General features: G+C 60.7%; 11 protein-coding genes. All 11 read left to right on the top strand.

All coding sequences use genetic code 11. The annotated features are described in order from the left end of the window. The first annotated feature begins 47 nt into the window (after positions 1-47). The 11 genes from EQW76_RS13930 (at position 48) to EQW76_RS13880 (ending at position 12752) form a co-directional block, all read left to right on the top strand. Positions 48-1559: an alpha-N-arabinofuranosidase gene (locus tag EQW76_RS13930; protein WP_142824977.1), complete on the top strand. Its 1512-nt coding sequence runs from the start codon at positions 48-50 to the stop codon at positions 1557-1559. A gap of 247 nt (positions 1560-1806) precedes the next feature. Beyond that, positions 1807-2910 (top strand): sn-glycerol-3-phosphate ABC transporter ATP-binding protein UgpC, encoded by a 1104-nt coding sequence (ugpC, locus tag EQW76_RS13925; protein WP_142824976.1) that lies wholly within the window; start codon positions 1807-1809, stop codon positions 2908-2910. Beyond that, positions 2903-3838: a sugar ABC transporter permease gene (locus EQW76_RS13920; protein WP_142824975.1), complete on the top strand. Its 936-nt coding sequence runs from the start codon at positions 2903-2905 to the stop codon at positions 3836-3838. Before ugpC ends, EQW76_RS13920 begins: the two co-directional genes overlap by 8 nt. Then, complete coding sequence (locus EQW76_RS13915; RefSeq protein ID WP_111221195.1) at positions 3835-4686, top strand: carbohydrate ABC transporter permease; 852 nt, start codon at positions 3835-3837, stop codon at positions 4684-4686. Before EQW76_RS13920 ends, EQW76_RS13915 begins: the two co-directional genes overlap by 4 nt. Before the next feature lie 80 nt (positions 4687-4766). Next, positions 4767-6092 (top strand): extracellular solute-binding protein, encoded by a 1326-nt coding sequence (locus EQW76_RS13910; protein ID WP_142824974.1) that lies wholly within the window; start codon positions 4767-4769, stop codon positions 6090-6092. Between the two features lie 314 nt (positions 6093-6406). Beyond that, positions 6407-8035, top strand: coding sequence for an ABC transporter substrate-binding protein (locus EQW76_RS13905; RefSeq protein ID WP_142824973.1), 1629 nt, complete (start codon positions 6407-6409; stop codon positions 8033-8035). Positions 8036-8163: 128 nt separating this feature from the next. Then, entirely contained in the window at positions 8164-9168 is a 1005-nt protein-coding gene (locus tag EQW76_RS13900; protein WP_142824972.1) for an ABC transporter ATP-binding protein, read from the top strand. Then, positions 9165-10148: an ABC transporter ATP-binding protein gene (locus EQW76_RS13895; protein ID WP_142824971.1), complete on the top strand. Its 984-nt coding sequence runs from the start codon at positions 9165-9167 to the stop codon at positions 10146-10148. The genes EQW76_RS13900 and EQW76_RS13895 overlap by 4 nt, the downstream gene beginning before the upstream one ends. 12 nt (positions 10149-10160) lie before the next feature. Beyond that, positions 10161-11087 carry an ABC transporter permease gene (locus EQW76_RS13890; protein WP_142824970.1) on the top strand — a complete coding sequence of 309 codons (927 nt, stop codon included), beginning with the start codon at positions 10161-10163 and terminating at the stop codon, positions 11085-11087. 11 nt (positions 11088-11098) lie between these two features. Continuing rightward, complete coding sequence (locus EQW76_RS13885) at positions 11099-11980, top strand: ABC transporter permease (protein ID WP_142824969.1); 882 nt, start codon at positions 11099-11101, stop codon at positions 11978-11980. Positions 11981-11999: 19 nt separating this feature from the next. Continuing rightward, positions 12000-12752: a glycerophosphodiester phosphodiesterase family protein gene (locus EQW76_RS13880; RefSeq protein WP_143122944.1), complete on the top strand. Its 753-nt coding sequence runs from the start codon at positions 12000-12002 to the stop codon at positions 12750-12752. The last annotated feature ends 3 nt before the right edge of the window (positions 12753-12755 follow it).

The raw sequence follows: 12755 nt of genomic DNA, 5'->3' as shown, positions 1-12755 counted from the left end.
CCTAAATCGTGATACAAATCACGAAATAAGATATAGTGGAGGATGCCATGAAAGTTGCGGTCACCGCGCACAGCCGATTCACGATTTCCGAAATCGATCCGCGCCTCTACGGCTCGTTTATCGAGCACCTCGGCCGCGCCGTCTATACCGGCATCTACGAACCGGACCATCCGACCGCAGATGCGAACGGCATGCGCCAGGACGTCATCGATCTCGTCAAGGAGCTGAACGTTCCGGTCGTGCGCTATCCCGGCGGCAACTTCGTCTCGGCCTATAACTGGGAAGACGGCATCGGGCCGCGCGCGAGCCGTCCGACGCGGCTCGACCTTGCATGGCACACATCCGAGAGCAACCAGGTCGGCATTCACGAATTCGCCGAATGGTGCAAATCCGCCAACACCGAGATGATGCTCGCCGTCAATCTCGGCTCGCGCGGCCTCGACGAAGCCCGCAATTTCCTCGAATACGTCAACCATCCCGGCGGCAGCGAATGGAGCGACAAGCGACGCGACAATGGCCGCGCCGAACCTTTCGACGTCAAGCTCTGGTGCCTCGGCAACGAGATGGATGGCCCCTGGCAGATCGGACACAAGTCGGCGGACGAATATGGACGGTTGGCGCACGAGACCGCCAAGGCAATGAGGGCCTTCGACAGTTCGCTGGAACTGGTCGTATGCGGCTCGTCCAACGCCCACATGCCGACCTACCCCCAGTGGGAAGCCACGGTCCTCGATCATACCTATGACGAGGTCGATTATATCTCGCTGCATATGTATTTCGAGAACCGCGCTAAAAACACTGCGAATTTCCTCGCAAAAAGCGTCGAACTCGACAATTACATCGGTACAGTCGCTGGCGTCATCGAGTACATCAAGGCGAAGAAGCGCTCGACAAAGAACGTCTATATTTCCTTCGACGAGTGGAACGTCTGGTACCATTCCAAGGAACGCGACAAGGCGATCCTCGAAGGCGCCAGCGGTTGGCCCCATGCGCCGGCGCTTCTGGAAGACGACTACAATTTCGAGGATGTCCTGCAGGTCGTCTGCATCCTCAACACCTTCATCAACCGCGCCGATGTCGTGAAGATTGCCTGCCTTGCGCAGCTGGTGAACGTCATTGCCCCGATCATGACCGTACCGGGCGGCCCGGCCTGGCGACAGACCATCTACTACCCCTACTATTTCGCATCGGTCTATGGCCGCGGCACCGCGCTGAAGCTGATCGTCGACAGCCCGACCTATGCAGCCGATGGCCTTGGCGACATCCCCTATCTCGACATCTCCGCTGTCCATGACGACACGTCCCGGACGATCACTTTCTTCATCGTAAACCGGCACCAGCAGGAAGCGCTGGATCTGGGCATCGCCCTTCTGGAATTCGGCACCCTGACGGTGATCGACGACCAGGAGATTGCGCACCCCGATCTCGCAATCACCAACACCGCCGGCAAGCCGGACAATGTCGTCCCGCGCAAAGCGGCCGGTGCGAGCGTGTCTGACGGAGCTCTCAGCGCGTCGATTGCGCCGCTTTCCTACCGCATGATCCGGCTTCAGGCCTGATTTTTATATATCACGATAGGCGATACATATCGCCTATCTGTTGACATTGTCATCATTTGTCTTAACGTCTTTGCAGCGATGCCTGACGTCTCTGGGAGGAGAAGATGGAAGCAATAGCTTCTATTTTGGCGCAGTCGTGGACCGAGAAGAACTTCGCCGCAACGGCTGGCAGGTTCATCTGTAACGGTTGCTGCTCGCATATCGATATCAGAATTTCCGTTTCAGCGTCCGGCGCACAGGTGCCGACATGACGGCTGATATCGAAATTCTGAATGTCAGCAAACGTTTCGGCGCCCTGACGGTGCTCGACAGCTTGTCGCTGACCATCAAGGCCAACGAGTTCATGGTCTTCCTCGGGCCTTCCGGCTGCGGCAAGTCTACTCTTCTGCGGATGATTGCCGGGCTCGAAACCGTCGACGAGGGGACGATCTCGATCAATGGGCAGCGGATCGATACGCTTCCGCCGGGCCAGCGCGACATTGCCATGGTGTTCCAGAGCTACGCGCTCTATCCGCACATGACCGTCGCAGACAACATGGCTTTCGGCCTGCGCAACATAAAGGTTGCAGCTGATGTGATCGAGGCCCGCGTGACGGAAGCAGCCCGCATGCTGGAAATCGGCCATCTGCTCGATCGCAAACCTGGTCAGCTTTCCGGCGGCCAGCGCCAGCGCGTCGCCATCGGCCGCGCCATCGTCAAGGAACCGAAAGCCTTTCTCTTCGACGAACCGCTGTCGAATCTCGATGCGGCGCTGCGGGTGCGCACCCGGCTTGAACTGGCGCAGTTGCGAAACCGCGTGCAATCGACGATGGTCTTCGTCACCCACGACCAGATCGAAGCCATGACCCTGGCCGATCGCATCGTGGTGATGAACAACCGCCGGATCGAGCAGATCGGCTCGCCGATGGATATCTATACAAGACCGGCCAGCCGTTTCGTCGCAGCCTTCGTCGGTTCGCCGACGATGAACTTCCTTTCTGTGAAGCTGTCGGAGCGCGACGGTTTTCTTCAGGCGACCCTTGCCGATGGCAGCACGGTGGAGACCGCCATCCGGCCCGGTGGCATCGCTGCCGGAGGCGACTACACGCTCGGTATCCGCGCCGAGGCGGTGAAGCTCGCCGGATCGGCGCCAGCTGCCGTGACGGGCAAGGTCGATGTGCTGGAACGGCTCGGCGACCGGACGCTGCTGTACGTGCGGCTGGCTGACGAAAGCATCATCGTCGCCGAAGACATCGGCAACAGCCGAGTGGCTGTCGGCAATACCGTCTCCCTCGCCATCGACGGAACCAGAGTGCATCTCTTCGATGCGGATGGACGCGCGTGGCATTGCGAGGAGAGCCTTCATGGCTGAGGCCGCGCTGTCCCTCGCACGTCCTGCGGTATCAGCGGTTGCACGCCGCCGTCACCTGGGCGTCAACGCTCCGCAGTGGCGCAATGCGCTCTTCATCGTGCCCTTCCTGTTTTTCTTCGTGACCCTGCTGGTGGTGCCGCTGTTCTGGGGCATGTGGCTGAGCGTCCACAAGGCGGACACCTTCGGCGTCGGAAAATTCGTCGGCCTGGGCAATTATCTGAGGCTCTACAACGACAAGATATTCTTGCAGTCGATTGGCAACACCTTCTATTTCGTTGCCCTCACCGTGCCGCTTCTCGCGGTCATGGGCCTGCTGCTGGCGTTGGGGCTGAACCGCAAGACGCGCACCGCCACCATCCTCCGCGCAGTTTATTTCTCCTCCTCGGTGCTGTCGGTAACAATCGTGACGCTGATCTGGCGGATCGTCTTCGTGCCGAATTTCGGATTGCTGACGACCATCTACGGCTGGTTCGGGGCAACCGCGCCCGCCTTCCTGTCCAATCAGGACCTGGCGATGATCGCCATTGCCATCGCCACCATCTGGTGGTGCATCGGACTGCCGATGATGCTCTTCCTCTCGGCATTGCAGCAGATACCCGGCGATATCTACGAGGCTGCGGCGCTCGACAATGCCAGCCGCTGGCGCGTGCTGTGGTACATCACCCTGCCCTCGATACGGCGCACCTTCGTGCTCGTGGTCATCATCCAGATCGTGTTGCAGTTCCAGCTGTTCGGCCAGTCCAAGTTGCTGACCCAGGGTGGCCCCAACAACGCTTCGAAGCCGATCGTCTATTACATCTATGAGACCGCCTTCACCAAGTGGGATCTCGGCCTCGGGGCCGCCGCCTCGGAGGTGCTGTTCGTGCTGATCCTGATTGCGGCCATGGCGCAATACCTGTTCTCTCGCCGGCAAGGGGAAGAAGGATGAGCATCAACCCGACATCCACCACGATCGGAAGCTCCGTCGGCGACCGCATCATCCTGGGGCTGGTGATTGCCGTTGCCATCGTGATGATGGCGCCGGTGGTCTGGGTCGTCGCCCTGTCGCTGAAGGAAAACAAGGAACTGATGACGGATATGAATGCCGTCTTTCGGGCTCCCTACACGATCAAGAACTATATCGACATCCTCGGCACGTCGTCGGTCTTCCGCTGGATCCTCAACAGCCTGATCGTGTCGGGCACGATGACCATCATGACCCTGATCCTCGCATCGCTCGCCGGCTATGGCTTCGCGCGGCTGAACTTCCCCTACCGCGACGTACTGTTCATCATCGTGCTGCTTGGACTTGCGGTTCCCGAGCAGGCCGTGCTGATTGCCCGCCACCAGATCTTCAGCTGGCTGAAATTTCACAACACCTATCAGGGGCTGATCCTGCCTGGCCTTTCGGCGCCATTCGGCGTGTTCCTGATGACCCAGTATTTCCGTGCTATTCCGAAGGAGCTCGACGAGGCGGCTTTGCTCGACAATGCCAGCCGGTTCAAGATCTTCTGGAAGGTCCTGCTGCCGCTCACCATCCCGGCACAGGCGACCCTCGGTATCTTTACCTTCCTAAATTCCTGGAACGAATACCTCTGGCCGCTGATCTCGGGCACGCGCAAGGACATGTTCACGCTGACCGTCGGCATGGCCTCGACGCAAAGCAATTTTGCCCAGTCGGAGGGACTGGGCTTCCTGATGGCGCAGGCCGTCTTTGCCGGCGCGCCGGTGCTCGTTCTCTACCTGTTTTTCCAGAAGTACATCGTCACGGCGGTCTCGGGTAACGCCGTCCGCTGAACTACCACGCGCCTGACACGTCAAGACAATGCCCTGGGAGGGGCCAACAGGGGTTAACGACCCCACGAGGAGGAGATGATATGACGCATATTTTCAGGAGATATCTGCTAGCGGCGGCTTCGGTCGTTGCTCTCGCCGGGGCAAGTCCTGCCTTTGCCGCAACCGAACTCTCTGTGCAGCGCTTCTTCGGCGCCTGCGATGCGGATTTCGGCACCAACACCGATGTATCCAAGGCGGTGGGCGAATGCGGTATCATGACGTCGCTGATCAACAAGTTCAACGCAGACAATCCCGATGTGCACGTCAGCGTCACCACTGTGGAATGGCCGGGCTACGACCAGCTGACGGCGCAGTTCGCCGCTGGCGACCCGCCGGATATCGTCACGATCCACCAGTCGGTGCTCGGCGACTATGCCTCGAGAGGCCTGCTGATGCCGCTCGACGATGTCCTGAAATCTGTCGGCGTCGCCTCTACCGATTTCACCGAGGCAAGCCTCAGCGGCGTTACCAAGGAAGGCAAGATCTACGGCCTGCCGATCGACAACTGGACCATGCTCTTCCACATCAACATGGGTCTCTTCAAGAAGGCCGGTCTCGTCAATGCCGACGGCACACCGATACTGCCGAAAAACGTCGACGAGCTTCTGGCGCAGGCAAAGCAATTCCGGGAAAAAACCGGCAAGCCCTATTTCGTCCAGAACCTTGCCAACGAGGTCGCTCTCTATACCCGCAATCTCTACACCTACCTGTTTCAGCAGGATTCCGATTTCTTCGCCGATCCCAAGCATGTGAAACTGGATACGCCGGAAGCCAGAAAAGTCGTCGAGATGTACAAGGCTATCTTCGACAATGGCGACACGACCAAGGATCTCGACTACTCCGCCAGCATCAATGCATTCCTGGCCGGCGAAGGCGGCGTTCATCTGAACGGCACGTGGATGATCGGCGACTACACTGCGTCGTCGGAAAAGGCCGGAACCTCGCTCAATGCCGGCGGCTATGCCGTCTATCCCTATCCGCAGCTTTTCCCCGGCAAGAAGGCACAGTATGCCGACGGACATAGCTGGGCGGTATCGCAGAAGGATCGCTCGCCGGAACAGATGGCCGCCATCGGCAAGTTCCTGAAATTCTTCCACGACAACGACTTCGACTGGTCGCGCACCGGCCATCTGCCGGCGATCAAGGCCGTGCTGACATCCAAGGAATTCTTGGCACTGCCGCATCGTGACACCATTTCTTCGATCACGACACTCGGCACGCCGCTTCCCTCCGCAGTGCAGCGCCAGTTCGCCATTCAGGACATCATCGGCCAGGAAATGAGCTCGGCCGTCACCGGCCAGAAGGATGTGGGCGCTGCCCTCAAGGATATGGAGTCGCGCGTCAACGACCTCCTCGGCAACCTCTAGCCAACAACGGTACCCGAACGACCTATGCCCGCCAGCGTATTCCTGGCGGGCATAGGCATGTCGATCAAAGGGAACGGCTCGCCAAGGCGCCTTTCCCCGACCGTCGCTTACGGCCGCACGAGCGCAGTTTTGCGCATTCGCCGCTGGCGAAAATCTGCTCCTCCGCTCTGCGCTCCTCTTTCCCATGGTTGAACGGATGACTGCCTGATGCACCCGTGTCACCAAAAATTCACCCCAGTTTCAACGACGTGACATCCAGCGAGCGGATACCCCTCCCCTGCGACGAGGCGAAATGCCGCTCACAGGAGATTACCATGATTTCACTCAATCGGCGTGCAGCCCTCGGTTTGATCGGCGGGACCGCCGGCAGTCTCATGCTCCCGAAACTGTCGATGGGCCAGGGCAAGCGCCCGTCCATCACGGTCGCAGTCCAGAAGATCACCATCAACAACACGCTGGATATCTGGTACGAGCAGTCGAACGTCGGAGAGCGCATATTCTTCCCCAATCTGTGGGAAGGCCTGATCGTCCGCAACTGGATGGGTAACCAGGAGCCGATCCCGGGTCTTGCCACCGAGTGGAAACGCATCGACGAAAAAACACTCGAACTGACGCTCCGCCAGGGCGTCAAATTCCACAATGGCGACGAGCTGACTGCCGATGACGTCGTGTTCAGCTTCTCGCCGCAGCGCGTCTTCGGCAACAGCCAGCCTGCAGGCGGCAAGACCATTTTCGAGGCCGACAACAAGCCGACGACGGCAAAGGAACTGCCGGCCACCTTCCCGGGCGTCGGACGACGTCTCTGGCCGGCACTGGCCGGTGTCGAGGCTGTCGACAAGTACACGGTACGGTTCCACAATGTCACGCCGGATGTCACGCTCGAAGGCCGGCTTTACGCCTTCGGCAGCCAGATCGCCAATCGCCGCGCCTGGGATGAAGCCCCCTCCTATCTCGACTGGGCACGCAAGCCGATCACGACAGGCGCCTACATGGTCGGCGAGTACAAGCCAGACGTATCCCTGACGCTGCTGGCCTTCGACCAGTACTGGGGCGGCCGCCCTCCGCTCGAGCAAATCCGCTTCGTCGAAGTGCCTGAAGTCTCGTCGCGCGTGAACGGCCTTCTCTCCGGCCAGTTCGATTTCGCCTGCGACCTGCCGCCGGACCAGATAGGTGCCGTCCAGGCAACTTCGGGCTTCGAGGTTCAGGGCTCGACCATTTTAAACCACCGCATCTCGGTTTTCAGCACTCAGAACCCGGTGCTCGCCAATCCGCTGGTGCGCCGTGCCATGACCCATGCGATCGATCGCCAGGCCATCGTCGATGCCCTATGGGCAGGCAAGACGAACATCCCGGCCGGCCTGCAATTTGACTCATATGGCGAGATGTTCATCAAGGGATGGACGGTTCCGGAATACAATCCGGAGATGGCCAAGGATCTCCTGAAGCAGGCCAACTACAAGGGCGATGCCATCCCTTTCCGCCTGCTCAACAACTACTACACAAACCAGACGGCCAACGGCCAGATCATGGTCGAGATGTGGAAACAGGTCGGCATCAATGTCGAGATCCAGATGAAGGAAAACTGGGCCCAGATCCAGGATGCAAGCAGCATGAAGGGCGTACGCGACTGGTCGGCATCCCCCGCCTTTAACGATCCAGTCTCCTGCATGGTCAGCCAGTTCGGACCGAACAGCGATACCCAGCAGCAGAAGGACTGGTTCAACGCCGAGGCAAACCAGATGGCTGGAATCCTCGAGACATCGACAGACCGCGCGGCCCGCAAGAAGGCATTTGCTCGCATGCTCGAGATCTGCGAGCGCGAAGATCCGGCCTACCAGGTCCTCCACCAGAACGCGGTATTTACTGGCATGAAATCATCCCTGAAATGGAAGGCAGCGCCCGCCTTCGCCATGGACTTCCGCGCCAACAACTGGGCCAGCTGAGACCCCAATCTATTTGCCTCGGCTGCATGATGCTGCCGGGGCATTTTTTTGTACCAGACACGGCCTGTCCAAGCGCCTCCCGCCCGGACTTCGATACGAGCGCCGTCATTTAGAGGGAGACCGTTCCGTTGCAAACCAATCTCGTAGAGCTCCGCAATCTGAAGGTCGCCTTCGACGGCGTTCCTGTGCTTCACGGCATCGATCTCGACATAAGACGAGGGGAATCGGTCGGGCTCGTCGGTGAATCCGGCTGCGGCAAGTCCGTGACCTGGCTCGCGGCACTAGGCCTGCTGCCGCGCCGGGCCCAGATCAGCGGCTCCGTGACGCTCGAAGGCCGGGAGCTTTGCGGCGCCCCCCGCTCAGTGCTCGAACAGGTCAGAGGCGGTCGCATCGCGATCATTTTCCAGGATCCGTCGAGTTCGCTCAACCCCGTGCAGCGCATCGGTCGGCAGATTGCCGAGGCTCTTGCGCTCCACCGCGGACTGCACGGAGCAGCGGCAGCGGCCGAAACACTGCGGCTGCTGGACATCGTCGGCATCCCCGACGCCCGCCGTCGCGTCGATCTCTATCCGCATGAATTTTCCGGCGGCCAATGTCAGCGACTGATGATCGCCATGGCGCTGGCCGGCGAACCCGATCTGCTGGTTGCCGACGAGCCGACAACGGCGCTCGATGCGACGATCCAGGCGCAGATTCTCGATCTGCTGATCCAGATTCGGGCGGAGACCGGTATGGCGACCGTGTTCATCAGCCACGATCTCGGCGCGGTCTCACAGGTCTGCGAACGGATCTGCGTCATGTATGCCGGCCGGATCATCGAAGAGGGCAGCATTGCCCAGCTCTTCTCTGAACCGCGCCATCCCTATACACGCGGCCTTTTCGACGCCATTCCGACCATCGACGGACCACGCAAGCGCCTGGTCCCCATTCCCGGCACCGTCCCGAACCCGAAGCAGATGCCATCCGGCTGTGCATTCTCTCCACGTTGCGCGCGCGCCGTGGAAAACTGTCGCCACGAGATGCCGGCTTTCGAAATGCTGGAGGATGGCAGGAAGCTCGCTTGTCTGCGCCCCGTGCCCGCGCGTGAACTGGTGAGCTCTCCGTCCCGAGTTGCGGAAGAGGTTACCTCGTGACGCCGCTTCTCGAGGCCAGAAACCTCGTTCGCACCTATCAAATCCCGACCGGTGCTTTCGGCAGGCCCACCCCTGTGCGGGCCGTCGACGGCATATCGCTATCCGTCAACGTCGGCGAGACGCTCGGTATCGTCGGGGAATCTGGGTCGGGCAAGTCGACGCTTGGCCGGATGCTGCTCGGCATCGATCCCGTCCAGTCGGGCGAGGTCCTGTTCGAAGGCAAGCCCATGCCGGCCGTGGCGACCCGCCTTTGGCGGGCATGGCGGGCAAAGATGCAATTCGTCCACCAGGATCCGCTGGCAGCGCTCGACAAGCGCCTGACGATTTCCGCCCAGATCCGCGAGCCCCTCGAGATCCACCGGCTCGTGCCCAAGGAACAGCGCAATCTGCGTGTCACCGAGTTGATGTCCGCAGTCGGGCTGCGCCAGGACCAGGCCGATCGCTATCCCCATGAACTTTCCGGCGGCCAACGGCAGCGCGCCGTCATCGCCAGGGCGCTGGCCTCACGCCCGAAGCTGATCGTCTGCGACGAGCCCGTATCGGCGCTCGATGTGTCGATCCAGGCCCAGGTGGTGAACATGCTGAGCGACCTGCAGGCGGAAAACCGGCTCGCCATGGTGTTCATCAGCCATGACCTGAAGGTCGTTCGCAACATCGCCGACCGCGTCGCCGTAATGTATCTCGGGCGGATCGTCGAGGAAGCCTCCTCGGACGTGATCTTCAGTTCGCCGCAGCATCCCTACACCAAGGCTCTCGTCTCCAGCGTGCCTGTTCCGGGCAGACAGCTTGAGGGTCGGGTGATCCTGCAGGGCGAGCCGCCGAACCCTGCCAACCGGCCTTCCGGCTGTGCCTTCCATCCGCGCTGCCCGATTGCAGCCGAGATATGCCGCACGACAGTGCCTGCCTTGCAGACCATCGGCGATGGCCGTACTGCCGCCTGTCACCTGGTGAAGACCGGCGACGCCTCGATTGCCGCATAGCGGGAGATAAACATGCTGCGTTTCGTTCTCGTCCGGATCCTTCGGGCACTGATTACCATTGTGGCAGTCGTGACCTTCGCCTTCGTCGTGCTGCGCATGTCCGGCGATCCGGCGCAGGTGATGCTCGGTCCCGACGTCCCCAAGGAAGCCGTGGATGCGTTTCGCAAGGCATGGGGTCTCGATCAGCCCCTGTGGGTCCAGTATTTCGCCTATATGAAGTCCATCCTCACCGGTGATTTCGGCGTTTCCATGCGCGACAGGGCCTCTGCCCTGCATCTCGTCATCGACCGCATACCGGCGACACTGGAACTGACTATCCCGGCTCTTTGCCTGCAGCTCCTGATCGGCATTCCGGCGGGTGTCTATGCCGCCCTGCATCGCCAGAGCTTTGCCGACCGCAGTGTCATCATGGCCGCGACCCTCGGTTTCACCGTTCCCTCCTTCGTGATGGGATTGCTGCTGGTGCTGATCTTCTCGGTGATCCTCGGTCTGCTGCCATCGGGTGGCCAAGGCACGTGGCAGCAGATGATCCTGCCGATCGTGACCATGAGCATCGGCTATATCGGTATCCTGGCACGCTTTTCGCGCAGTGCGATGATCGAGGTGATGGGCCAGCATTATGTCCGCACAGCTTCGGCAAAGGGCCTGAAATGGCGCGACGTTGTGTGGAAACATGCATTGCCGAACGCCGCCGTGCCGATCGTGACGATCGTCGGCTTCTTGGTCGGCACGCTGATTGCCGGCGCCGTCGTCGTGGAGTCGATCTTTTCATGGCCGGGCATCGGCCGTCTTCTGGTGGTCTCGGTCAGCAACCGCGATCTTGCGGTCGTCCAGTGCATCCTGCTGCTGATCGCCGCGACGATGGTTATCTCCAATCTGATCGTCGACATGCTCTATGGCTGGCTCGATCCACGCCTGCGCGCCCAGTCGACACATTGAGGACTTCAGACATGACGACGGTAGATGCGACATCCATTCCCGTGACGACGAGCAGGAGACGGGGGCCGCTCGGCTGGTTATGGCGAAATGTCCCCCTCAGCATCGGGCTCGGGATCGTCTGGCTTCTGGCGATGATATTCGTCGCGATCTTTGCCGATCAGCTGCGCCCCTACGGCATCACGGCGATGGACCTCAGCAACCGGCTTGTCGCGCCGGGCCATTTCAAGCACTGGGCCGGTACGGACGAGCTTGGTCGCGACGTATTTTCGCGGTTGCTGCAGTCGATCAAGGTGTCGCTGATCATTGCCTTCGGGGCTACGATGATATCGGCCTTCTTCGGCACGGCGCTCGGCTTTGCTGCCGCGAAATTCCGGGGCATCGTCGAACATCTCGTGCTGGTGCTAGCCGATTTCCAGGCCGCCTTGCCATTCCTGATCATGTCTCTGGCGGTGCTGGCGTTCTTCGGCTCGTCGATGACATTGGTCGTCTGCCTCATGGGCTTCTACGGTTGGGAACGCTACGCCCGTATTGCCCGCGGGCTGGCCATTTCCGCCAGCGCCCAGGGTTATGCGGCAGCGGTCGTGCAGCTCGGCGCATCCCCGTTCCGCGTCTACCTCCGTCACATCCTGCCGAACGTCGCCTCGACACTGATCGTTTCGATGACGCTGACATTTCCGGAAATCATCCTGATGGAAAGCAGCCTCTCCTTTCTCGGCCTCGGTGTCCAACCGCCCGAATCCAGCCTCGGCAACATGGTCGGCTTCGGGCGAGAATACCTGACCCGCGCACCGTGGATCATGCTGGCGCCCTCGGCCGTCATCATGCTTACCACCCTGTCGATCTCGCTTGTCGGCGACTGGCTGCGCGACAAGCTCGACCCGACAACACGCTAACATCCACTCACCAGGAAATATCCTCAATGACACTCATCACGGCCACCGCGGCGCCCGCAATCTCTGGGCCGAAAACTCGCTGACGGGCTTTCGCAACGTTCTCGATCTCGGCGTCGACGCGGTGGAATTCGACGTCCACCTGACCACGGCCGGTGAACTCGTCGTCATCCACGACGCAACGCTGGACCGAACGACGGATCATACCGGCCCGGTTCGCGCCCTCTCACCTGAAGCCCGCCAGAAGGTGATGCTGAAGGATACGCAAGAGGCGATGCCGACGCTTTCCGAGGTGCTCGAAGTGGTGGCACCGGCCAACCGGCTCTCCTTTCACATCGAGATCAAGTCCGACGAGACCGGTACGCCCTATCAGGGCATCGTCGAGGGGGTCGCTGGCGAGATCGAACGCTTCGGCATCGGCAGCCGCAGTTGCCTGACATCCTTCGATACGTCGGTCCTGGAGGATTGCCGCCGCCATGCGCCGGCCATCGCCCGCCTCGTCTCGATCAGCGCCATATCGGCAGAAAAGCACGGCGGAATCTCGCAATTCCTCGAGAAGATCGACGGCCTCGCCAAACTGGTCGCCGTACACCACGAATTGCTGGAGGCGGAATGGGACATCATCACCGGCGCTGTTCCGATCGAAGACCTGTGCGTCTGGACGGTGAACGACGAGGAGACCATCCGCAGATGGCTTGCGCGCGGCATCGGTCACCTGACCTCGGATGCCCCGGATCTGGCGCTGAAACTGCGCGGGGAAATGACCGCGCTTTAGGCG

This window comes from Rhizobium sp. rho-13.1, from assembly GCF_007000305.1.
GTDB classification, from domain to species: domain Bacteria; phylum Pseudomonadota; class Alphaproteobacteria; order Rhizobiales; family Rhizobiaceae; genus Rhizobium; species Rhizobium rhododendri.
This window is presented reverse-complemented; position numbering and strand designations above follow the sequence as displayed.